Annotated in this window: 22 protein-coding genes and 2 riboswitches; of the genes, 8 read left to right on the top strand and 14 right to left on the bottom strand. The window is 26.7% G+C overall.

What is annotated here, in order from left to right; genetic code table 11:
• Positions 1–10: 10 nt before the first annotated feature.
• From NON08_RS01895 to NON08_RS01910, 4 genes are all read right to left on the bottom strand, one after another.
• A complete protein-coding gene (locus NON08_RS01895) occupies positions 11–982 on the bottom strand; it encodes a metallophosphoesterase (RefSeq protein WP_256689837.1) in 972 nt (323 codons plus the stop codon).
• 9 nt (positions 983–991) lie between these two features.
• Positions 992–1,552 carry a manganese efflux pump MntP family protein gene (locus tag NON08_RS01900; RefSeq protein ID WP_256689838.1) on the bottom strand — a complete coding sequence of 187 codons (561 nt, stop codon included), beginning with the start codon at positions 1,550–1,552 and terminating at the stop codon, positions 992–994.
• Between the two features lie 108 nt (positions 1,553–1,660).
• Positions 1,661–2,953 carry an NCS2 family permease gene (locus tag NON08_RS01905; protein WP_256691204.1) on the bottom strand — a complete coding sequence of 431 codons (1,293 nt, stop codon included), beginning with the start codon at positions 2,951–2,953 and terminating at the stop codon, positions 1,661–1,663.
• Between the two features lie 48 nt (positions 2,954–3,001).
• Positions 3,002–4,372: an amidohydrolase gene (locus tag NON08_RS01910; RefSeq protein WP_256689839.1), complete on the bottom strand. Its 1,371-nt coding sequence runs from the start codon at positions 4,370–4,372 to the stop codon at positions 3,002–3,004.
• A 102-nt stretch (positions 4,373–4,474) separates the two neighbouring features.
• A riboswitch (purine riboswitch) is annotated at positions 4,475–4,575 on the bottom strand.
• 112 nt (positions 4,576–4,687) lie between these two features.
• Between NON08_RS01910 and NON08_RS01915 the strand changes: the two genes are divergently transcribed.
• On the top strand, positions 4,688–5,707 hold the full coding sequence (locus tag NON08_RS01915; RefSeq protein ID WP_256689840.1) for a hypothetical protein: 1,020 nt from the start codon (positions 4,688–4,690) through the stop codon (positions 5,705–5,707).
• Between the two features lie 28 nt (positions 5,708–5,735).
• Here NON08_RS01915 and NON08_RS01920 read toward each other — a convergent pair whose 3' ends face one another.
• From NON08_RS01920 to NON08_RS01935, 4 genes are all read right to left on the bottom strand, one after another.
• Positions 5,736–6,092 (bottom strand): DUF309 domain-containing protein, encoded by a 357-nt coding sequence (locus NON08_RS01920; RefSeq protein WP_256689841.1) that lies wholly within the window; start codon positions 6,090–6,092, stop codon positions 5,736–5,738.
• Entirely contained in the window at positions 6,082–6,594 is a 513-nt protein-coding gene (locus tag NON08_RS01925; RefSeq protein WP_256689842.1) for a flavodoxin domain-containing protein, read from the bottom strand. The genes NON08_RS01920 and NON08_RS01925 overlap by 11 nt, the downstream gene beginning before the upstream one ends.
• A 65-nt stretch (positions 6,595–6,659) precedes the next feature.
• Positions 6,660–7,835, bottom strand: a complete 1,176-nt coding sequence (locus NON08_RS01930) for a M20 family metallopeptidase (protein ID WP_256689843.1) — start codon at positions 7,833–7,835, stop codon at positions 6,660–6,662.
• A 15-nt stretch (positions 7,836–7,850) separates the two neighbouring features.
• On the bottom strand, positions 7,851–9,260 hold the full coding sequence (locus tag NON08_RS01935) for a YfcC family protein (RefSeq protein WP_256689844.1): 1,410 nt from the start codon (positions 9,258–9,260) through the stop codon (positions 7,851–7,853).
• A gap of 206 nt (positions 9,261–9,466) precedes the next feature.
• On the opposite strand from NON08_RS01935, the gene NON08_RS01940 reads away from it, so the two are divergent.
• Together NON08_RS01940 and NON08_RS01945 are read left to right on the top strand one after the other, a co-directional pair.
• Positions 9,467–10,303, top strand: coding sequence for a MurR/RpiR family transcriptional regulator (locus tag NON08_RS01940; RefSeq protein ID WP_256689845.1), 837 nt, complete (start codon positions 9,467–9,469; stop codon positions 10,301–10,303).
• A gap of 64 nt (positions 10,304–10,367) precedes the next feature.
• Positions 10,368–10,925, top strand: coding sequence for a flavin reductase family protein (locus tag NON08_RS01945; RefSeq protein WP_256689846.1), 558 nt, complete (start codon positions 10,368–10,370; stop codon positions 10,923–10,925).
• Between the two features lie 26 nt (positions 10,926–10,951).
• On the opposite strand, the gene NON08_RS01950 is transcribed toward NON08_RS01945, so the two are convergent.
• A complete protein-coding gene (locus tag NON08_RS01950) occupies positions 10,952–11,461 on the bottom strand; it encodes a hypothetical protein (RefSeq protein WP_256689847.1) in 510 nt (169 codons plus the stop codon).
• A 177-nt stretch (positions 11,462–11,638) separates the two neighbouring features.
• Here NON08_RS01950 and NON08_RS01955 point away from each other — a divergent pair, with 177 nt between their 5' ends.
• Positions 11,639–13,261, top strand: coding sequence for a nitrite/sulfite reductase (locus tag NON08_RS01955; protein ID WP_256689848.1), 1,623 nt, complete (start codon positions 11,639–11,641; stop codon positions 13,259–13,261).
• 156 nt (positions 13,262–13,417) lie between these two features.
• Positions 13,418–14,647: a pyridoxal phosphate-dependent aminotransferase gene (locus NON08_RS01960; RefSeq protein WP_256689849.1), complete on the top strand. Its 1,230-nt coding sequence runs from the start codon at positions 13,418–13,420 to the stop codon at positions 14,645–14,647.
• A gap of 43 nt (positions 14,648–14,690) precedes the next feature.
• Here NON08_RS01960 and NON08_RS01965 read toward each other — a convergent pair whose 3' ends face one another.
• Both NON08_RS01965 and NON08_RS01970 read right to left on the bottom strand, forming a co-directional pair.
• Positions 14,691–16,100, bottom strand: a complete 1,410-nt coding sequence (locus NON08_RS01965) for a carbon starvation protein A (RefSeq protein WP_256689850.1) — start codon at positions 16,098–16,100, stop codon at positions 14,691–14,693.
• 12 nt (positions 16,101–16,112) lie between these two features.
• Positions 16,113–17,033, bottom strand: coding sequence for a branched-chain amino acid transaminase (locus NON08_RS01970; RefSeq protein ID WP_256689851.1), 921 nt, complete (start codon positions 17,031–17,033; stop codon positions 16,113–16,115).
• Positions 17,034–17,395: 362 nt separating this feature from the next.
• A riboswitch (purine riboswitch) is annotated at positions 17,396–17,493 on the top strand.
• Positions 17,494–17,547: 54 nt separating this feature from the next.
• On the opposite strand from NON08_RS01970, the gene NON08_RS01975 reads away from it, so the two are divergent.
• Both NON08_RS01975 and NON08_RS01980 read left to right on the top strand, forming a co-directional pair.
• Positions 17,548–18,333: a 5'-methylthioadenosine/S-adenosylhomocysteine nucleosidase gene (locus NON08_RS01975; RefSeq protein WP_256689852.1), complete on the top strand. Its 786-nt coding sequence runs from the start codon at positions 17,548–17,550 to the stop codon at positions 18,331–18,333.
• A 199-nt stretch (positions 18,334–18,532) separates the two neighbouring features.
• Positions 18,533–20,251: a phosphoenolpyruvate carboxykinase gene (locus NON08_RS01980; protein WP_256689853.1), complete on the top strand. Its 1,719-nt coding sequence runs from the start codon at positions 18,533–18,535 to the stop codon at positions 20,249–20,251.
• A 154-nt stretch (positions 20,252–20,405) separates the two neighbouring features.
• On the opposite strand, the gene NON08_RS01985 is transcribed toward NON08_RS01980, so the two are convergent.
• A complete protein-coding gene (locus NON08_RS01985) occupies positions 20,406–21,764 on the bottom strand; it encodes a dicarboxylate/amino acid:cation symporter (RefSeq protein WP_256689854.1) in 1,359 nt (452 codons plus the stop codon).
• Between the two features lie 296 nt (positions 21,765–22,060).
• Here NON08_RS01985 and NON08_RS01990 point away from each other — a divergent pair, with 296 nt between their 5' ends.
• The gene (locus NON08_RS01990; protein ID WP_256689855.1) at positions 22,061–22,939 is read left to right on the top strand and encodes a mechanosensitive ion channel family protein; all 879 of its coding nucleotides are present in this window, start codon (positions 22,061–22,063) and stop codon (positions 22,937–22,939) included.
• 23 nt (positions 22,940–22,962) lie between these two features.
• Here the strand turns inward: NON08_RS01990 and NON08_RS01995 are convergent, their stop codons facing one another.
• Together NON08_RS01995 and NON08_RS02000 are read right to left on the bottom strand one after the other, a co-directional pair.
• On the bottom strand, positions 22,963–23,655 hold the full coding sequence (locus NON08_RS01995; RefSeq protein WP_256689856.1) for a murein L,D-transpeptidase catalytic domain family protein: 693 nt from the start codon (positions 23,653–23,655) through the stop codon (positions 22,963–22,965).
• 106 nt (positions 23,656–23,761) lie between these two features.
• A complete protein-coding gene (locus tag NON08_RS02000; RefSeq protein ID WP_256689857.1) occupies positions 23,762–24,700 on the bottom strand; it encodes a L,D-transpeptidase in 939 nt (312 codons plus the stop codon).
• Between the last annotated feature and the right edge of the window lie 5 nt (positions 24,701–24,705).

The raw sequence follows: 24,705 nt of genomic DNA on the forward strand, positions 1-24,705 counted from the left end.
TTATAACTTTTTAATAATATAGATCGATTATGTTTATTTCACTAGTACTGTTTACTCTATATGGTATTAACCATGAACTAAAACCTGCGCTTACTATTGTATGAGTTATTCCAAATTTTTTATACCCATGATAATTTTTATACATTTTTTTTACTATTAAATTATAAGGAAAAAATTGTCCCCTATGTGTATGCCCACACAATTCTAAGTCAATCCTATTAACAATAGCTTCCGATATTGAATTTGGGTTATGATCTAATAAAATTATTGGTAAATCAGTATTTACCTTTTTTTTCAAGTATGCTATTTTTTTTCTTTTCTTATTTGTAATATCATCTCTTCCTATAATATTTATTCCCTCAATTTTTAAAATATCATCCCTTAATATTTTTATTCCTAACGATTCTATATATTTTATATTCTCATCTATTCCACCATGATATTCATGATTCCCTAAAATAGCATACATACCATATTTCGGCTCTATTTCTCTAAAGCTAGAAGAAAAATCGGCTTTTATATCTTTACAACTAAAATCTACTAAATCTCCTCCTATTAAAAGAATATCTGGCTCTTCTTCTGCCATTCTTTTTAGTGAGATTTCTATATTATCTTTATTTGTAAGCGCAGATAAATGTACATCTGATATAAATGCTATTCTTATTTTTTTCCCAGTTTTATATTTTTCTAGTTGGATATCATTTTTTATAACTCTCGCTATGGAAAAATTATAATATGCATATATAAAAAATACTGGCAATACTATAAAAGCTATCGTCATTATATTTAAATTACTTAATCTATAAAAATAGTTCACCACACCTAATATAATTAATAAAAAAAATATATAATGAGTTATAAATATATAATTACCTATAAATCTACCTAAAAATATATTTCTTCTAAAAAAAGTTCTTCTAATATAAAATATTGGTAAAATTGCTATTAAAAATATAAAATTTATTAAAAGTAAGTGTTCCATAATTTCTCCTTATAGAAAATGACTAACAAAAGCTTTAAGTCCCATTAAAACTAATATTCCTCCTCCTAAATACTCTGTTTTATAACTTATTAAGTGTCCTATTTTATGACCTAAATATACTCCTATAGAAGCTATTAAAAAAGTTATTATTCCTATTATTTCTATGGAATAATATATATTTAAGTTTGGAACTAAAGAAAATGAAAATCCCACAGCTAAGGCATCGATACTTGTTGCAAATCCCAATAGAAATAGATTTGAAGCCATATCACATTTTCCTTCTACTTCACACTCTTGTTCTTTCCAGCCATCATAAATCATTTTCCCACCAACAAACAATAGTAATATTGTTGTTATTATATAATCATATTGTGATATTTTTTCAGAAAAAACACCACCTATTCTCCATCCTATATACGGCATTAAAGCTTGAAATCCTCCAAATATAAATGCAATTTTAAAGATATTCCTTTTTTTTAGTTTTTTCATTGCTAGTCCCTCTGTTAAAGATACTGCAAAGGCATCCATAGCTAGTCCTATCGATATTAATACTAATGATAATATATCCATTATTTTCCTCCAATAAAATTTTTTCAATTTTTATATTATACATTTTCTTTTATTTTTTCTCAATTCCTTTAATAAAAAAGAAGAGAACTTTTTCTCTTCTTAATTAATTTAAACTATTAAATTTAAAATAGATAACCCACCAATTATCCACAAAGTTAAATTTATTTTTTTTAGTTCTCCTGCCGCTATATGAGTTATAATATATGAGACAAATCCAAAACTTAATCCAATACTAATGCTATAAGTTAACGGCATCATAACTATTGTTATAAAAGCTGGGATAGCTAATTTCATATCTGAAAAGTCTATATTTCCTATAGATTTAAACATAAATACTCCTACTAATACTAGAGCAGGAGCAGATGCATATCCTGGTACTACTCCAACTAAAGGCGTAAATAATAAAGCTAATAAAAATAGTACACTTGTAACAATAGAAGCTAATCCAGTCCTAGCTCCAGCTGAAATCCCTGCAGCTGATTCTGCAAAAGATGTCACTGTACTTGTTCCTAACATTGCTCCTATTAACGTTGACGAAACATCAACTTGAAGCATTCTTTTTAATCCTTTAGCTCCTTCATCACCTTGAACTAGCCCCATATTCTTATAGCAAGCCATCATAAATCCTAATGAATCAAAAAGATCTATAAACATAAATGAAAATATCGAACCTATTAATGAAATTTTTAATGCACCCAATATATTTACTTTCATAAAAATTGGATTTATTGATGGAGGCATAGATATAAAAGATTTTGGAACTTCAACAATCCCTAAAACCATTCCAATAATTGTTGTTATTGCTATGCTTACTAAAATACCCCCTCTTATTTTTTTTATTTCACATATAGCCATTATTGCTAAACCTAAAATACCTAAGACTGTAGGAATTGAAAAGTCTCCCAAGCCAACAAATGTAGCATCATTTGCAACAATTATTCCCATATTTTTTAAACCTATAAATGCTATAAATAATCCTATTCCAGAAGTAGCTGCTGTTGAAACTACACTAGGTATAGCATTAGCTATTTTTTCTCTAATTCCACCTAATGTCATAATTAGAAAAAATAACCCTGATATAAAAACAACACCTAATGCATCTTCCCAAGAAACTCCTTGCCCTAAAACTAAAGTATAAGTAAAAAACGCATTTAATCCCATACCAGGAGCTAGAGCAAATGGTGCATTTGCCCAAAATGCTGCTATTCCAGTTCCAATTGCAGTAGCTAAACATGTAACTGTTATTAGTGCTCCTTTATCCATTCCAGTTGCAGATAAAATTGCAGGATTTACAAATACTATATAAGCCATTGTTAAAAATGTTGTAAGCCCACCTAAAACTTCTGTTTTTATTGAACTCCCTCTTTCCTCAACTTTAAAAATTTTCTCTAATATATCCAATGAACTATTTCTTTTTATTACTATTTTTTCCACTTTGTAACCCTCCAATTATATTATATCTATTACAGGAAATCTATTTGGTAAAATTATATTTGCTTTATTTTTAATCTCTTTAGATTTTCTATTTATCTCTTCAATTAATTTTTTTTCATTTAAAACTAAAATCTCTCTCTCCCTCATTAACCATTTTCCATTACACATTGTGGATTCAACATTTTCACTAGACATTGTATAAACAATATTGGCTATTGGATCATGAAGTGGTAAAGAATGAATTGTATTTGGATTTAAAATTATTAAGTCAGCTTTCTTTCCGGCTTCTAAACTTCCTATTTCATTTTCTAACAATGCACATTTAGCACCATTTATAGTTGCCATTTCCAACACTTGTTCTGCTGGTACAACCTTTGGATCTAATGTTCTACCTTTATGAATCAAGGAAGTTAAATACATCTCTCTCATCATATCCATTCTATTATTTGATGGTGCACCATCTGTTCCAATAGATACACTTAATCCTTTTTCAAGCATCTCTGGTATTCTTGCAAAACCCAGTACAACTTTCATTGCAGCTGCTGGATTATGAGATACCTTTACATCATATAATCTAAATAAATCTATCTCTCTATCTGTTAACCACACTGTATGTACCGCTAATAAATTTGATCCTAATGCTCCTAATTTATGAAGATGTTCAACAGTTGAGTTTCCTCTACTTGATTTTACATAATCATTTTCTGCTGCTATTTCTGCTATATGCATATGAATACCTGTTTTTAACTCATCAGCCATTTTTTTAGTTTTTATTATCAAATCATCTGAATTATTAAAAATAGTTCTCAATCCAAACCATATTTTAATTCTCCCATCTGCTGAATTATTATATTTGTCAAACAATTCTTTTTGTTCTTGAATCTCTTCATCTGCTGTTTTTATCCAATTTGTTGGTAATCCAACTCCCTCATCCATAACTGATTTTGATAAAGCTGCTCTTATTCCTGTATTTTTTACTGCTTCTACCATAGCCTCAACATATTGTCCTCCTGATTCTAAAAAAGTAGTAACTCCTGATTTTATCATTTCTACACAACAAGCAGTTGAAGAAATCAATGAACTTTCATAATCAAAACTACTTTCATATGGCCAAACTCTTTCTCTTAACCAAGTTAATAAATCTACATCATCGGCTATTCCTCTTCCTAATTGTTGGGATAAGTGAACGTGTGTATTAATTAATCCTGGTAATATAATTTTCCCTTTAGCATCTATTACTTCCACACTTTCTAGAATTAACTTTTTGTCAATTTTTCCAATTGCTTTTATTGTATCCCCTTCAATCAAAATTGAACCGTTATTATAAATCTCTCTTCTAGTATTCATAGATACTATATAAGCATTTTTTATTAAAATTTGTTTCACAAAAACCCTCCATTTTTTTAATAAAAAAAGTGTAAACTCTATCTGGGATAGAATTTACACTTAAAACACACTCAAAATAAATTATATTATTTTAAGAAAATTTAGAGTATAAGCTCTCCCCATAGCGTCCATATTTAAGGTTAGGACGTAGAAACTTTTGATCCATATTATCAAAATATATGAGTAAACTTTTTTATTTTTATAATAGCATATTTGTGTTAAAACTTCAATATTCTTGTGAAAAATATATGTTATTTATTTTTTTGATTATATGCTATAATTAAGAACCATATTGATTTTTAAAAGGAGAAACACATGAAAAAATTAAAGTATTTTATTATTAGTTTTGCTCTTTTATTTTTTTTAGGATGCAGTGCTATAATGACATCTATTGGTAATAATAAAATTAATAATTCTATAAATATATACAATTCTCGTGGCATAACTACTGACGGAACATTAGAGCTAATATCTGGATTAGATTATGCTCCTGATTCTCAAATAGGAATATCCCAGTATAAAAAACAATATTCAGATATTACAACTACTAAAAATAATATTTTAAAAAATAAATATTTTTCTCAAAGAGATATAAATGCTCTTAATTTATATATTTTAACCATAGAAGAATTTAAAAAAATAAGCCCTAAAATCCCAGAAATAAAAATAGATTATAACGATTTTAATAAATCTAAAATTAAAATTAAGCAAATTTTTGAAGAGTTTGTTTTAAAGGATGAAAAACTTTATATAAGCCGTAATCAAAAAATACAAAATATAAATTACTATAAAAAAATAAATAAATATATTAATAGTTATGTTATTAACAGTATTATTTTAAATTTAGAGAATGACGTTACTATAAACTTATACATAGGTTCATCTTTTCAAAGTTTTTCTAAATTAGATTATCTTGTCACAAACTCTTTAGCCCATGCTGCTGATATAAATAGAAATAGAAATTTAGGAAATTACATTTTTTTTAAAGGATTTACTTCTTTTAAAGCTGATAAATCAAAAAATTATTATATTGATTTTAACTTTTCAAATATTTATATTCGAACTTTAGAGACTAAAGAGGAAGTTAAAGAGAATAATAAATTATTTATTGCTCGAAAAAAAATTACTATAAGTGGTTATTATAAAATTTATTCACAAAATTCTACTTCTTATAATAAATATTTTGAATTTAATGAAAATTACTCTATTAAGATGAAAGAGAATAACGGAACGACTTTATTTGATGATGAGTACGATATAGTTAAAAATATTTTAGAAAATAAGTTTTCAAATATAATTAAGTTTGATTTAAATAATCTAATAAATAAAAAATAAGAACCAGATTAAATCTGGTTCTTATTTTTTAGTATCTCGGAAGATATACATCTTGGTATTCTTTTCCATTTCTTAATTCACTAAGTTTCAATTGTATTATTTTCTTTAATTCTTTTGAATCAATATTTAATTTCTCCAACTCTAATGAAACATTATCATAATTATTTAAGGAATTTTCTAATACTTGAATAGCTCCTTTTATATTTTTATTTTTCCAGTGATATAATCCAACTGCTATTAACAATAGGTTTATTGATACATGGTTTCTAGTTTTGCACCTAGTTTCCTCTATCCACACCTCTTCTAAAATCTCATGACATTTGAAAAAATCTCTTTGATTTTGAAAAACATCTATAAATTCATAATATCTTTCTTTATTTCTCATTTAATATCTCACCGAAATTACTATATATCCAAGTTTTTAATTTTTCTTTTACTTCTTGTAACATAAACATTTCGTCTAAAGCTAATCCTATAAATTTATCATTAATAACAGCTGTGCTTTTTACAAAATCATAACCTATAATATCTGTAAAGCCTACAATATTAACTTCTTTATCTATTAAAATATCATATACTGGTTTTAAACCATTTATAAAAGTAGCTGCATAAAATCCTTGATTTCCTCTTCCTATAAGACCCACTGTTTTATTTTTTAAATTAACTCTAGAAATAATTTCAATTCCTTTTTTCCAATCTTCATGAGGCTCTCCATAACCATAAGTTGGAATTAAAAAAATAAAAGTGTTATATTTTTTTAAATTCTCTTCAAGTGTTTCTTCTTCTATTTTATATACATCGCAATTCTCATGTAATAAATCTTTTATTAATTTAGCTGTAAATTCAGTTTTTCCTCTAACACTACTATAAAATATTCCTATTTTCAATTATTACACCTCCATCTACACAATACAAGTATAGTATTTTAGTTGTAATTTTTCAATAATTTTATTTAAATTTTTTCACTTTTTTCTTTATTTGTTTTAAATTCACTTAAAACTTCTTTAAAAAGTTCTGAATTATTGATTAAATCATAAGCAGTCCCTGCTAAAATCTTTGCACCCAATACTATAGCTTGATGAGCCTCTATACTTTTTCCTGCACATAAAAATTCATCTGAATGCGATGAGGTTCCTTGAGGTACAAAAGCTATTCTTATACACGAACCTGGAACATGATACATAACATTTCCAAAATCTGTAGATCCTGTTTTTTCTCTAGGAGGAGATAATCTAGGAGCTTTAATCAATTCAGCATTATTCATAAGGATTTGATTAAGTTTTAAAACAGGAATCTTATTATTTAATCTCTTAGTTTCTATAATTTCATAATCTGTCTCTGTCATAAGAGAAGCTCCTTGTACTACTTTTTTAAATCTCTCGATAACATGATCTAAATAAGCTCTATCGTAAGATCTTATACTAAACTTAGCTTCAGCATATTTAGGAACAACATTTGCAGGCCCTCCTGCATTTGTTATCGTATAATGCATCTTTACATCCTCTCTAACATGCTCTCTTAAAAATTCAATTCCTTGAAACAATAATATTAAACCATCTAAAGCACTTCTTCCTTTTTCAGGAGCCAAAGCTGCATGTGCTCTTACTCCATGAAATTTAACAGTAAAATTTGAAAGTGCTAAAGATTTCACATCTGTTGTTGTATCTGGAGCACCATGCATCATTAAAGCTATATCTATATCATTAAAACATCCGTTCTCTAACATTTTTACTTTTGCACCTATTGTTTCTTCTGCTGGTGTACCATATACAACTATTTTATAATTTCTATTTTTTAACTTATTTTTTAAGCTTAGTGCCGCTCCTACTATACTTGGTCCTTGTAAATGATGTGCGCATGCATGTCCCATCCCTTCTAAAGCATCATATTCACATAACAATCCAATAGAAGGTCCATTTTCACCTACTTCATAAATTGCCTTAAATGCTGTTTTAAATCCACCTATTCCAACTTCTACTTTAAAACCATTTTTCTCTAAAATCTCTATTAATTTTTTAGAACTTTTAAATTCCTCTAATCCTATCTCAGGGTTATCAAAAATAAAATCTCCTAAATTTATTAAACTATCTTTTAATTCATCAACATTTTGTAAAACCTCTTGCTTCATAATTTTCTCCTTTAATTAAAACGGACCATACCCAATCCAATTTGCTATTATTATAAGTATTGATCCCGTTACTATCCATATTAAAAATAATTTACCCATATACTTCATCCAATCCTCATAAGAAACATTTGCTATTGCTAAGAATCCCATCAAAGCTGACGATGTTGGAAGAACATAGTTACTAAATCCGTCACCAAAATTAAATGCTAAAACTGCAGTTTGTCTAGTCATTCCAATCATATCTGCTACTGGTAACATTATTGGCATTGTTACTGCTGCTTGCCCACTTCCTGATGTTACTAATCCATTAATAAATAATTGCATTAAAAACATCCCAATAGATTGAAATACGTGTGGTAATGATGCTAACATGTTACCTAAATAATAAACAGCTGTATCTAAAATTTTTCCATCATCTAATATTATAGAAATTGTTCTTGCTATCCCTATTATTAAAGCTCCAAATACCAGTGCTTTAGCTCCACTTACAAACTCTTTTGCTATAGTACTTGGAGAAAATCCATACGCTAACCCTCCTAAAATTGCCATCCATATAAATAAGGCAGCACTTTGATTTAATCCCCAATGCCAAGCTGCTCCTCCATATATTAACAATCCAAATAATCCTACTACAATTGCCAAAACTAAGTAGTGCTTTTTCTCTATTTCTGGCATTGAATTTTCTCCATTTTCAAGATTATTTTCTAATTTTTCTAAATCCCTAACTACACTCAACTCTGGATTTGCTTTTATTTTTTTAGCATAACTCAATATATAAATATTTGTTACAATTAAAAATACAATTAAACAGAATATTCTATATCCCAATCCTGAAAACATTGGCAATCCTGCTAAAGCTTGTGCAACTCCTGTTGTAAATGGATTAAATGTTCCTGTACTAAATCCTATAGCTCCACCTAATGCTACCATAGAAATTCCTACTATAGCATCATATCCCATCGATCTAGCTAAAATTATTGCTACTGGTGCAAATCCTATAAACGTGTTAACTCCCATACTCATACAAGCTATTGCAAATATTGTTGTAAAAGCCGGAATTAAAAGTCCATCTTTATTTGAGAAAACTTTAGTTACTTTACCCGTTAAAGCCTGAAACATTCCTGTTTTTATAATTACATGAAACGCTCCTCCAACTATTAGTACTAAAAATATTATACTACTAGACTTATTTAAAGCATCTACTATTTTAAATGGAATATCTAAAAAACTAACAGGTGTATTTTTTATAAAAGTAAATTGATCTGCCACAATAATTGTTTTTCCTGTTGCAGCATCTTTAATTCTTGGAAAATGCCCCGCTGGAACAACCCAAGTTAATAGTGCAGCAAAAATAATTAATCCAAAAATAATTACATACGTATGAGGAAAACTCATTTTACTTCTACTTTTTTCTTTTTTACTCATTTTACCCTCCAAAAATGTTTTTAAAAAATTATTTTAAATATAAAATGTTTATTAACATTCATAAATATACTATTTTATTTTTTTATAGTCAAGTTTTTTTTGAACCATTTGTACTATTTTTTATTGTTTTTTTCTACATTTTATCTATTTATATATTTTTAAAAATATGTTAAGCTATAAATATAAATATTTTTAAGGAGATTACTATGATTGATTCTTTACAAAAAAGAATTGCTAATAAAAGCTTAACTAAAACTGAAACTATTATTGCAGATTTCTTTTTTAATAATGAAAATAGAATATATTTTTTAACTTCTAGTGATATAGCAAATGAACTACAAATAAGTGATACTTCTGTTATTAGATTTGTAAAATCTTTAGGTTTTAATAATTTTAAGGAATTTAAAGACAGCTTAAAAGAACAAGTAAGTAATAAAATTCTTACTCCATCTGAAAAATTAAGTTTAAATGAAGAAATTTTAAAAACAACTAATTTAATCGAAACTTTTACTAATTCAATTTTTAAAAACATCCAAGAAACAATTAATATTAATTCTTATAAAAAAATTGAAAAAATAATTAATATTCTTTACAAAGCTCATAAAAAATATATTGTTGGTTTTAAAAGTGTTTCTGGAGCAACATCATTTTTTGGATTACGTTTGGGATTTATTTTAAAAAATGTCATTACACATAATTCAAATAATTCTGAACTAATAAAAAATATTGTTGATATTCAAAAAGATGATTGTTTATTTTTAATAGCCCATCCAAAATATTCTAAAACTTATCCTCTTCTAATTGAAATAGCTAAAAAAGCTGGGGCTAAAGTTATTATTGTTACAGATAAATCTACCTCACCTGTTGCTAATAGTGGTGATATAACCATATTTACAGATATAAGAGGAATTAGTTATTTTAATTCAATTATTTCTACTCAAGCGCTACTAGAATTTATTTTAACTTCTATGAGTAAAAATTTAGATGAAGAATCTAAAAAACGTTTAATTTATATTAATGAACTTTTAAATGAAAATAAATAAAAGGATTTTCTTTTTTTTTGAGTAATTTTATTAAATAACTCAAATAATTTTAAGAGGTGATTTTATGTGGAAAAATTTAGGACCACTTGTAGCTTTATATCCTACTCCTGTTGTTGTTGTTGGTATGTTAGATGAATATGAAAAAGTTAACTGGATCAACATCGCACATGTTGGTATTATAGGAAATGACTCTTTAATGCTAAGTATACACAAAAATCATTTTAGTAACGAAATCATAAAAGACAAATATGCAGTTTCTATTAATATGGTTACTGAAAATATGATTGAAGCTAGTGATTTTGTTGGAATTGTTAGTGGACGAAAAGTTGATAAATCAAATGTTTTTGAATACACTATTGGAATAAAAAATGTTCCTATGATAAATTTATCTCCTATTGTTATGGAATGTGAGCTAATTGACAACTACGAAACAAAAGAACACAATCAATATATTTTAAAAGTTCGTCATACTCATATAAAATCTGAAATTCTTGATATCAATGGAAATATTGATTATAATATTTTTAAACCTATTCTTTTTGAAATGTCTACAAAATCTTATTATAAATTAGGAGAGAAAGTTGGAAATTGTTGGAAAATTGGTGAAAACTTTTCAAAATAGAAAAAGCCCAAATGGGCTTTTTTTTATTATTTCTTAAATGTATCTTTTTTTGATTCAAAAGCTTTTAGCATATTTCTAAGTTCTCCATTTACACTATTTGCATGAAATGTTGATCCTGCTAATGAATCAACAGGTAATTCTTCGGCATTTTTTCCAGTATATTTTTTTATCCATTCTTTATCATGTACATTTTGATGTTTATCATTTGCATCAGGTAAATAAAAACCTAATAATTTTCCTTCTGGAGATATAATAGTAATTAATGCTTCATGCTTGTTATATGATTTAACATGAGTTAATCCTGCATAAGCAATTACTTTTCCATTTTTTTCAATTGTTGTAAAATTATAATACCCTAAATTTGGAGCCTCATATATATCCCCTAATTTATCATAAGATATTCCCGTTTTCTCTATCGCTTTTTGAATTTGCGGATTATAATTTTCTATCGAATATTTTGATAAATCTTCTGATTTTGCTTTATAAGCAAAAGTTAATTGTGATAAACAAAAAACAAAAAATAATATTTTTTTCATTTTAACCCTCCCAAGTTTAGTTTAATATGACCTATTATAGCAGATTAAAACCGTATTTGAAATCTATATTTCTAATTATTTTTTTATTAAATTAAAGCTTCTTACAAAACAGTTGAATTATTATTCAAAAAGTTGTAAAATACTAAAATCGAATATGTTCGAATAAAGGAGACAAAAATGGAAAGAATCACAGAAAAATTACATGAAATTGAAAATCAATACTTAGAACTTGAAAATGGTATTATTGATTATAACAATAATGTTATCAAATCACCAGATTTAAAGAAAAAAGGTTCTAAATTTGGAATCTATGAACAAAAAGGAAAAAAAATGATGCTTAGATTAAAAGCTGTTGGTGGAGAGCTTTCTAAAGAAAATTTTAAAGATTTAATTAATATTATGTTTATGCAAAATATTCCTTTTTTACATCTTTCAACTAGACAAAACTATCAACTTCATGAAGTTGATTTTGATAAAGTTAAATCTACTATTGATCTTTGTAATAACAAAGAAATGTATTTTAGAGGTGGAGGTGGAAATACTTTCAGAAGTATCTTAGTTTCTACGTATACCGGAGTTGACAAGAAAAGCAATTTTGATGTTATCCCATATGCTAAAATGATTGAAAATGAAGTTTTCTTTATGGATAAAGCTTTTGATTTTGGTAGAAAATTAAAAATAGGCTTTTCTAATAGTTTGGAAGATGAATTTGTTATGGCTGTCCAAGATATGGGATTTGTTGCTAAAGAGATTAATGGAAAAAAGGGATTTAAAGTTTTTGCCGGTGGAGGAATGGGAAGAGGTAGTAAAATCGGTCATATTTTAATTGAATTTCTTCCTGAAGAAGATTTACTAAAAGCTGTCAAAGCGATGATTGAACTTTTCTATGATCGTGGTGACAGAGCTAACAGAATGCAAGCTAGACTTAGATTTTTAGTTGAAAAAATTGGAATTGATGGATTTAGAAAGCTTTTCTTAGAGTATTTTAATAAAGAATCTGTTGAAAACGGTATTATTGATTTTGTTGATTATTCTAACTTTATTTCAAACTTAACTAAATTTGATTTAGAAAATAATGATAACAACTATAGACAATGGCTTGATTTATGTACTAAAGAAACTAAATTTAAAGATATTGTTTCGTTAGTTCTTTATGTAAAAAATGGAGATTTATCAAAAGAACATGCTCAAAAATTAGTAAATCTTTTAGATAAAATTAATGCTCCTCTTATTAGAGCAACTATAAATCAAAATTTAGTTATACCTATGGTTCATAAGTCTGCTTTACCATATATTTATGATTTTTTAAATAGAGAAATTCCAGAAGTTGTTAGTGAAACATTTTCTATTAGAGGACAAATTAGAGCTTGTGTTGGAGCTAAGGTTTGTATGATTGGAGTTCAAGACTCTGTTGCTGTCGCTGATGCTATCGGAATAGAATTAGACAATCTAGCAAATAAATATCCTCAATATAGAAAAATTATTTTTAAAGAGGCTAAGAATGTTAGAATTTCTGGATGTCCTAGTTCATGTGCTGGAATTCCTGTAGCACCTTTAGGATTTATAGGTTTAAAGAAGAGAATTAATGATGTTTTAACTGATTGCATGCAAGTTTATATGGGTGGAATTTTAACAGAATCTATTCAATCTTTAGCTTTTGAAATTCCAAATCTAATTATACCTATTGATGAAGTTCCTGTTCTTGTTAAAAGACTTTTTGAAGATTATTTAGAAATGCTCCAAGTATACGATCTAACTTTTGCTCAATATATGTACGAAAGAAGATTAGAAGAGTTTTAAGATTAAAAGAAGAGATTCCCTCTTCTTTTAATTTCATTTTTCATAAAAATATTTTTTTATTTATATTTTTAATTGAAATATTTTTTTATTTTTCTTGACTTATATTTTTTTTTATTTTAAAATTACATCAAAAGAAAAAATTATGAGGTGATTATTATGTTAGCAGAGCAATCCAAAAGTAAAAAAATATTTGACAACGGTTTCCAAATTGCCAAAAATGCTGATTTAGCTTCTAAAGTACATGGTAAAGAAAATGTTGTCAATGCAACTTTAGGAATTTTTTATAATGATGATGAAGAAATGCATACTTTAGATATTGTAAATAATGAATATAAAAATTTATCTGTTAAAGAACTTTTTAACTACTCTTCTAGCATAAATGGTGAGGAGTTATTTATTGAAGCTGTAAAACAATATATATTTGGAAAAAACTATTCCCCTGTATTAGATGATAATTTTACTGAAGTTATTGCAACTCCAGGAGGTAGTGGAGCTATTTATAATACTTTTAAAAATTATATTAATCCTGGAGAGATTGTTCTTCTACCCAATTATATGTGGAGCTCATATAAACTTATGAGTAAGGAAGTTGGTGGAGGGTATCAAACATACTCTCTTTTTAATAAGAAGGGAAAGTTTGATCTTGTTAATTTTAAAAATTCAGTAATGGAATTAGGAAAAATACAAAAAAATTTAGTTATAGTTCTAAATAATCCTTGCCATAATCCAACTGGTTATACCTTATCATCTTACGAAATAAAAAACTTAATGGCTATAATTAGAGAAGCTTGTAAAATTTGTAATATCATTTTAATTAATGATATTGCTTATATGGACTTCAATATTAAAAAAAATAATTTTACTGAATTTTATAAAGATTTACCTGAAAACCTTCTTTTAATGATTACTTTTAGTATGTCAAAATCTTTTTGTTGTTATGGTCTTAGAGTTGGAGCTCAAATCGCAATTTCTTCTTCTAAAGAAACAATTAATAATTTTTTAGATGCTAGTTTATACACTTGTAGAAGTGTTTGGTCTAATATTCCCAAAGGAGGAATGACCCTATTTAGCAATATTGTTCTAAATAAAAAGAAATATAAACAGCTTTTATTTGAACAAAATTGTATGAAGAACATTCTAAAAGAAAGAGCTGATATTTTTTTAAGTGAAGCTTCTGCTGTTGGTCTTCTTACACTACCTTATAAAAGTGGTTTTTTTATAACAATTCCCTTTAAGAACGGATTAGAAAAAGAGATTGAAAATAAATTAAAATTTGATAATATTTTTGCCATAATTATTCCTGGAGGAATTAGAATTGCAATTTGCAGTGTTCCAAAGTATAAGATTTATAATCTTGCTCAAAGAATAAAAAAAGCACTCTCTTAAAATTTAATATGAAAATATAAAAAGGGATTTTAAAATCCCTTTTTTAAATGTTTAATTTCTCGATTTTTTTAGTTACTTTAGCTCCTTTTATTCCTATAACAATCAAAGTCAAAATAAAAACTACCACTCCTAAACTATAAATAAAATAGGTATTTTCCACCTTTAACCCCTCTGGAGCCACTAAAAAATAACAAGCTACCATCCCTGTCATAAAAGCTGCAGGTATTCCTGTAATCCAATAATTTTTTCTATTTTCTATAAAGTAGTAAGTACAAGTCCATAGACCTAAAGTTGCCAATAATTGATTTGTCGACGCTACATATTTCCACAAAGTATTAAAACCAAATTGTGATAAAAATCCAGCTAATAAAAATAGTGGAATTGCTACTAATAATCTATTTTTTAAAGATATTTGCTTATAGTTTAAAACTTCTGCAATTGTTACCCTTGCACTTCTAAATGCTGTATCTCCTGTTGTAATTGGTAAGGCTATTAAACCAAATAATGTAAATATTAGTCCATATTTTCCTAAAAGTCCTGTTATCATTTTACTAACTGCTATCATTCCACCACCACTAGCTGCTAAACCTTCAACTCCATTAAAAAAGCCTAAAGATATTGCTGCCCACGTTAAAGCTACAAATCCCTCTAAATACATTGCTGCCATAAATGTTTTTTTACCATCTTTTTCACTTTTCAAACATCTAGCTACTAACACTGATTGTGTTGAATGAAACCCTGATATAGCTCCACAAGATATGACTACAAACATATATGGAAATATAGGTAATTTTCTAGGATGTAAATTCTCTAATGTTACTTCTGGGATTTTAATTCCTTTTATCAACATAGCACCTATTAATAAAAACATCATCAATACCAATGCCCCTCCAAATAATGGATAAATTTTACCAATAATTTTATCAATTGGTAAAAGAGTGGCTATTATATAATAGCCAACTATTAAAATTAACCATATTTTTTTATCTACTCCTGTAAAGGATTGCAATATCTCTGCAGGTCCAGTTATAAAAGCCACACCAACTATAATTAATAAGATAACCAAAAAGTATTTAGTAAATATTTTTGCTCTTTTTCCTAAATATTTACCTATCAATTCTTGCATATTTTCCCCGTCATTTCTCATAGAAATCATTCCTGTATAGTAATCATGAACTGCTCCTGCAAAGATAGTTCCAAATACAATCCATATAAATGAAGAGCTTCCCCACATAGCTCCTGCTACTGCCCCTGTAATAGGACCTAAACCAGCGATATTTAAAAATTGAACCAAAAAGCTTTTTATATAATTCATCTGAACAAAGTCAACTCCATCTGCTTTTGAAAAAGCTGGCGTTTCTCTTTCGTCTATCTCAAAATTTTTCTCTAAATATTTGCCATAACTACAGTATGCAACTATTAAAATAAATACTCCTAAGAAATAACTTTTCATATTTTCCTCCTTTTATTCAACTACTGTTAACCACTTTTCATATTTTTCATTTTGTCCCTCTACTATTCTAAAAAATTCTTCTTGAATTTTTTTTGTAACTTTACCTCTACTGCCAGATCCAATTTTTATATTATCTACTGAATTAACTGGAGTTATTTCTGCTGCAGTTCCAGTTAAAAAAATTTCATCAGCTATATATAAAAACTCTCTCGGTAAAGTTTCATGTTTTACTACCAAACCTAAATCTTTAGCTATTTTTAATACTACATCTCTTGTTATACCTGCCAAAGATGATGATCCCATAGGAGGTGTGAGTAACTCGCCATTTTTTACAATAAATATATTTTCTCCACTTCCTTCACTTATATTTCCTAAATAATCTAATGCTAATCCCTCTTCAAATCCCATCTCTAAAGCTTCCATTTTTATAAGTTGTGAACTTAGATAATTTCCTGAAGCTTTAGCTAGTGAAGGTAATGTATTAGGTGCTGGTCTTCTCCAAGATGAAACGCAAACTTTTATTCCATTATTCAATCCTTCTTCACCTAAATAAGCCCCCCACTCCCAAGCAGCAATAATAGCTTCTACAGGATTAGAAAGAGGATTCACTCCCAGCTGATTATACCCTCTAAAAACCAGAGGTCTTATATAACCACTTTGCAATTTATTTGCTTTTATTGTCTTTAAAATTCCTTTTAGAAATTCCTCTTTTGTGTAAGGAATTTCCATTTTATAGATTTTACAAGAATCAAAAAGTCTATCAATATGTTCTTCCAATCTAAATATAGCTGACTTCCCATTTTGTAATTTATATAATCTTATTCCTTCAAAACATCCTGAACCGTAGTGTAATACATGGGCTAATACATGAACTTTAGCTTCATCATGCTCCTTTAATTCTCCATTAAACCAAATTTTTCCAGTGTTTATCATAATAATTCCTCCCAAAATTTTTATAAATAATAAAAAAAGCTTGAATCAATATAGACTCAAGCTTTAAAATACTTCTTTATTGCTCAAGCCTTAAAATTTATACTAAAATAAGGCTTGAAATGTTAGAGAAAATTTTCTACTAAATTCAAACCATAGAGCTTAATATTATTATCAGTATTAATAAAAATCTATTCTTAAATTTAGTGTTCATTTTTTTCCTCCTTTTGTTTTTTTTATTAAGACAAATATTAAACTATTTTTATTTAGTTGTCAATATTTTTTTGAAAATTTTTTTTCATTTTTTTTATCTTTATGATTTTTTCGTTACTTTTTTAACAAATTTCTTGCTAAAATTTTCTTTCCTTGATACTATTTATTTAGCTCATATATACCTCAAATATGGTGAGGAGTCTCTACAATCAACCTTAAATTGATTACTATGACTTATTAATTATTTTAATAACTAGTTGTGTAGAGTTTTGGGTATACTTTATTTAGGAGGCAACACAAAACTATGAAAAAAATTATTACAAGTTTTTTATTACTATCTTCTCTTTCATTTTCTAAAGAAATTATTTTAGTACAAGGTGCTATGGATATGGAAGTAGATTACTTAGTTAAAAATTTAAAAAATCCTACGAAAGAACATGTTGGTTCTTGGACATTTTGGAAAGGAACTTTTGAAAATCATAAAGTTATTGTTTCTAGGACAGAAGTAGGTTTAGTCAATGCTGCTGCTGCAACTACAATTGGTATTGAAAGATATTCTCCTACCATCATAATAAATCAAGGAACATCTGGTGGACACGATATATCTCTTCATACTGGAGATATAGTACTTGGTTCTGAAATTATAAACATTGGAGCTATGAGAACTGATAGAAAAGAAGAAGGAGTACCTGAAAATATACGTGATTCTATTTTTTTTGATGTTGTTCAAAGATTAAGAGATAATAATGATAACTTAACTACATATAAAACTTTTATAAGTGACCCTTCTTTAATTGAAACTGCTAAAAATACAAGCTATTCTCAAGGAAAACTTTCTTTAGGAACTATTGGATCAGCAGATCAATGGAATCGAGAAATCGAAAGAATTAAATATCTAAATACTACTTTTAAAACAAAAACTGAAGAAATGGAATCAATTGCAGTAGCTCAAACAGCTAAAGCTTACAATATTCCATTTTTAGCAATAAGAATTCTTTCAAATACAGAGATTCATAATGAAGAATTTAATCCTAAAACAGCTCTTTGGTGTCAAGAATTTACTATGAATGTTATAAAAAATATAAAATAAAAGTCGCTTTGCGACTTTTTTTAATTCAATATTATTTAACTTATTTTTTTTGGAATTATTTAAAATTTTTACTTTCTAAATTTTTAAAACTAAATTAAAATTCAACTTCCATATATTTAAAAATATTTTTTTATTTTTATTGACTTTTAAATTTATTTTTCATAAAATAGAGTAAAGAATTTAAATTTAGGAGGAGTTTATGAATCAAGAAATTTTTATTGGTAGAAATAGTGCTATTTTAAATTTTTCAACAAAATATTGTGATACTTCAGAGAGTCTTTTATCTAGTTTAGCTTTTAAAAAAGTTTTATCAAAATATATTAATTTAATTTCTAATAAGAATACTTCTGTTTTTTTATTTTTAAAATCCAATTGTACAGATGATATAAACGAAACTATGATTAAACTTTTTAAACTATTAATTGTTTTAGATAAAAATGAAATTAAAAAATTAGATCCAAATTTAACTCCATTACTTTCTAAAGAAGAATTAATGTTTGAATTTATTGAAGGGCTTTACTCTTACTGGAGAAAATTTGAAAGATATGCAATTATACGTAATAAAAATACTAGTTTAGGTCTCCAGAATATCAATTTCATTGACTCTTTGAATAGTTTTACAAATTTAGTTTTAAAAACTTATAGGTTAGTAGAAGAGAATGTTTTAGGTGAACATCATAGAGTTTACAGACAATTGCATGCTGGTGTTAATGCAGGACTTATTTTAAATAATATCACCTGGAAATGCCCAAAAGAATATTCTTTTTTAGAAAAAATACCCTTTGTAGAATCTATCGTCTTGCAACCTCCGTTTATTACCTATCCTAGAAAAAACACTAGAAAAGGAATATTTTGTGAAAATAAAGAAAACCCTATTGAAAATTTAACTTTAAACTTAGACAATTGGATTTGTTATCCTGCTAAAGTTGGAGAGTTATTAGCATTCGTATACTTTGATATTAATTTCATGGCTCAAGGAGTAACTCTTTGTAATCTATTTGAATTAGCTAAAAAAGAGGAATATATAGATAAAAAACCCGATATTATATATATGTATGGTGTTAAAGATTTTCATAATGATATGAGAACTGAATTTTTTAAAGATATCCATAATGAAATTATGATTGGATATGTAAATTTTAATGAAGGTATTGATTATTTTGGATATATGAAAAAAATGATTTTAACTCTTCATAATTTAAAAATGATTGATAATGGGTATCTTCCTATACACGGAGCTATGGTTAATTTAACTTTTAAAAATGGTTTAGAAAAAAATATTATTATCATGGGAGATAGCGGTGCTGGAAAATCTGAAAGTTTAGAAGCTTTTCGAAAATTGAGTGAAAACTATGTTAAAGATATGAAAATAATTTTTGATGATATGGGGGTTTTAAAACTTGATAATAATGTACTTTCTGCTTCCGGTACTGAAATTGGTGCCTTTATTAGACTCGATGATTTAGATATTGGTTATCCATACAAAGAAATTGATCGAAGTATTTTCATGAATCCTGATAAAATAAACTCTCGTATTATTATTCCTGTTTCAACTCATGCAGATATTATAAAAAAATATCCAATTGATATATTTTTATATGCTAATAACTACGAAGAAGGTGATGAATTAGAATTTTTCAAAAATTCTGCTCAAGCTAAACCTATTTTTATTCAAGGAGCACGTAATGCTAAAGGAACAACTAGTGAAATTGGCCTTGTTACATCATATTTTGCTAATCCTTTTGGTCCTATGCAAAGAAAAAATGAGACCGATATTCTTATAGAAAAATATTTTGATAAAATGTTTAAAGATAATATTTTAGTTGGACAAATACGTACTTGTTTAGGTGTTGAAGGTTTTGAAAAAGAGGGTCCTGAAAAAGCTGCAAAAAAGTTATTTGATCTTATTGTAAAATAAAACTTGCATTTTTGTAATTTTTGAACTATAATTCAAATAAGTTGAGTTTCAATTCATTTTTCTCTGAAATTCACATTGTTCATTGTTTTGGGAGTTATTGCTGGTAACTCCTTTTTATTTCAAAAAAAGGTAGATGATTTTTCATCTACCTTTTTTATATTTTTATCACTTCATCTTTGTCTTCAACCAAATGATAAAGATCGTGATTTAATTTTCCTTCACTTTTTGATACATATACTGCTACAGCACTATCTCCTACAACATTTAATGCTGTTAGGAGCATTTCTAAAGGTCTATTTATTCCTAAAATTATTGCATATGCAGATACTGCAATTTCATTACTATAACCCATTCCTGTTAAAATAGTAAATAAAATTATTGCTCCACTTCCAGGAGCTGCTGGTGTTCCTATCGAAGCTAACAGGGCTAATAATGATATCGTTATTAAATTAAATACCGTTATTTCATAACCTGCAACTCCTGCTATAAAAAGCGTTGCTAAAACTTGCATTATAGCTGTACCATTCATATTAACTGTCATACCCATAGGAAGCACAAATGATGTTGTCACTTCGTCTACTCCCAACTTTTCAATTGTTGTTTTCGTATTTAGTGGTAACGAGGCTGCAGACGATGATGTAGAAAAAGCAAACATTGCTACATTTGAAACCTTTTTCATAAAATGAATTGGATTTAGTCCAGTTGATACCCAAACTATAAAAGAATAACCAAAAACAAGAAATACTAATAAAGTTACTGCAGTTAAAATAAAGTAGATACTTGCAATTTGTAAATAGCTTATTCCATATATTGCAAAAGTTCTCATTAATAAAGAAAATATAGCTATTGGGGCAAACTTATTTATTATAAATGTTAAGAAAATTTGAGACATCTTATTTATTTCTTCTATACCTTTTTTTATTACTGAATTTTTATCATTCATTACATTTAAAATTAATCCTGTAGATATCCCTAAAAATACTGCTACTAAAACATTTCCGTTATTTGATAAGCCTGCTATAATATTTTGTGGTATAGCTTTTATTATAATTAACAATGGATTTGAAGATGTTGCTCCTCCTCCTCCTGTTACTTGATTTATTGTAACCGAAAATAAATCAGCTTTATATGCTATCATACCTACTACTGAAGCATATAAAAGAGCTAAAATTGAACTTAAACCAAACCCTAAAAAAGTTTTCCCTGATATTCTTTTTAAACTTTTTGAATCTTGAATATTTGTTACTGCTATAATTATTGAAGTAAATACCATTGGTATTATTACTATCTGTAATGCATTTATAAATAATTGTCCCACTATAAAAAATATTCCTAAAGATTTATTTCCCTCTGGTCTTGTAATATCTTGAAATAGTATAGAGTTTATTGTGTTCCAAAGTTCTATATTACCACTAGCAACTAACTTTTCTCTTAAAAAAAGAGCTACAATTCCCATAGTAACTCCTAAAATTAAAGCACAGAATATTTTTTTTGTTAAATTATTTTTTTTCATCTTCACACTCCTATTTTTTCTAAAAAAAATAGGAATAGAAACTATAAAATATAGCTACCATTCCTATTTATAAATATATAATAATTAAAAGAAAAGAACATAAAATTAAAAAATGAAAATAATGAAAATATTTTTGATATTAACTTTTTTTTCTTTCTTAACCTTTTTTTAAACATTGTTCCCTCCTATTTTTTACACTTTTGTTATTTTATCACATTTTTTAACTCTTCGCAATATTTTTTATTTTAAAAGGATTTTTTATTTTTTTAAGAATTAATAATAATAGAGGTGATTTTATGGAAGAACATTATAAAGGATTTCTTTCTCAAGTAATAAATAATTTTACAAATGAAGAATTTTTAGTTAACTTAACAAATAGTTTCATTATATTTATTTTTAGGTTTGCCATTGCTTTAATTTTTTTTATGATTGGAAGAAAAATTTTTAAAAACTTTTTATCTCGTTACTATCAAACTCATGCATTTAAAGCTATCGATTCATCTTTTAGAACTTTTTTATCTTCTATAATTGACACTGGTTCTATTGTTATTCTTTTAATAATTTCTTTACTTATTATGGGATTTCAACATACCTCTTTGATTGCATTTTTAGGCAGTATTGGTATAGGTGTTGGATTGGCTTTAAAAGATAATTTATCTAATTTTGTAGGTGGATTAATTATTTTGATTTTTAAAACTTACTCTGTTGACGATGAAGTTGAAGTTATTGGTAACTACGGCTTAATCTCTTCTATTGATGTTTTTTCTACTACAATAACTACTTTTAGCGGTGATATAGTAACTATTCCAAATGGAAATGTCATAAATAATCAAGTTATAAACTATTCAAAAACTCCTAACAGAAGAATGAAAATTGTCATTTCAGTAGCTTATGATACTAATATTGATTTAGTTTTTGAAGTTCTAAATAGTTTAATTAAAAATAATAAAAATATTTTAAAAAATCCTAGTCCATTTATTAATATTGAAAAATATAATAATAGTTCAATTGATATAGCAATAAAAGTTTGGACCAAAAATGAAGTTTATTGGGATACATATTTTGATATTTTGAAAAATATTAAACCTACCCTTGATTCTGTTAATATTACAATACCATTTCCACAAATGGATATACATATTAAACACCAAAACTTATATAATAAAAGCAGTTGATTTAAATCAACTGCTTTTATTTTTTATACGTAGCTACTTTTCTCTAAATAGTTTGAATCATTTCCATAAACAAATATTACAGAACCATTTTTTATCATATCAATAGCTTTTTTAGAAATATCTCTTGGTAATGCAGGACATCCTAAACTTCTTCCTAATCTTCCTTGAGATTGAGCAAATCTTGGATTTGCGTAATCTGCTCCATGTATTACAATATATCTTTCTTTTGCTTTATCATTTATTCCTTTTTCTAATCCATTTAAAACAAGCGAATAACCGTTTCCACCCATATAAGTATTTTCTGTTAGAAAAAATCCTATAGAACTTTTATTAGAACTCATCTTATTTGAAAATGATGTAGCTATATTTCCACCACTATTTTTTCCATGAGATACATGAGAATGAACAAGTAGTTTTTTTCTTTCCATATCTATTACAAAAAATCTTTTTTCTGTTGATGGCTTTGAGTAATCAATAATAGTAAGTAGTTCTTTTTTTCTTCCATCAATTTTATTATAGCCACCTAAAGCTGTTTTAAAAACTTCATAATTTAACTTATCTTTTAACCCAATTTCTTCATATAATTTTCTTTCTTTTGTTTCTTTAGATAGTTCAATCACTTTGTCCGTCTTTGTAGAATTCTTTAATGTAAAACCAAATGATGTTGTTGAAATTGATCCTAAAATAAGACTTAACATTAAATACTTTTTTACCAATACAAAAACCTCCACCTAACTTTTTTTCCTAATAAAACCCATTTTATTCTATCATTTAACATAAAAAAAGTCAAGAATTTAGAATTCTTGACTCTTATTACGTCCTTTATTCAATTACTATAACGATACCTTTATTAGTTTGTGCCCATTCATATACATATTTTGCATGAGAAGTTGCATTTCTTACACACATATGTGATCTTGGAGTAGTTCCTAAAGTTGGACTATATTCTATCATCTCTGTTCTTGGTAAATTTACTGGCACTCCATGAATATATCCTCCTCCCGAAAATCTACTTGCATAAGGAGCATATCCATCTATTTCAGTGTGACTTCCATCTTTTAAATATTCCATTTTTAATTTTTTTCCCTGAACAACAAAAACTCCTAAAGGTGTTGGTAGCTGATAAGGTGGTCTATCAAGACCTGTTGAAGCTGGATTCATACTTCTTATTTTCCAAATATTATCTACTTTTTCTAATGTTGTTATATTTTGATTTTTTCTATCTACTACAACTACTTTAGAAAAATCTTTTGCTTCAATTTCTTTAACATATCTAGCAGGAACAATCCATTCTCCATCCATATCCTCAACTTTTATTTTATAATTTTCTAAATCCCTTGATACTATAGAAACTAATGATCCATCTGGAGCATATCTTTCTGGTCTATCCATTTGTCCTTCTATATATAATGGAATACCCTGATTTCTTCTATTTCCAAATTTATCTTTTACTGATGGTCTTGATCCATCACTATATTTTTCCATAGCTATCTGTCTAGCTACTGGAGGCAATCCATTAATATTTTTATAGTTTTTTAAAGTTCCAAATCTTATATTTTCACCTTGAAAACTATCTAATCTATCTAAATACTTAGATATCTTATTCCATTGAAATTCTCTTGTAATTTTTCCATATTTATAAGTATCATTTAAAGTATGTTTCTTATAAGTTAAATCTTTTTCCAATGTTGCTGCATTACATACTATGAAACTAATAATTGAAAATATTCCTATAATTAAATACCTAAATTTATTTTTCATATTAT

Origin of the sequence: Cetobacterium sp. NK01 (assembly GCF_024506395.1) — a bacterium.
Lineage (GTDB): Bacteria > Fusobacteriota > Fusobacteriia > Fusobacteriales > Fusobacteriaceae > Cetobacterium_A > Cetobacterium_A somerae_A.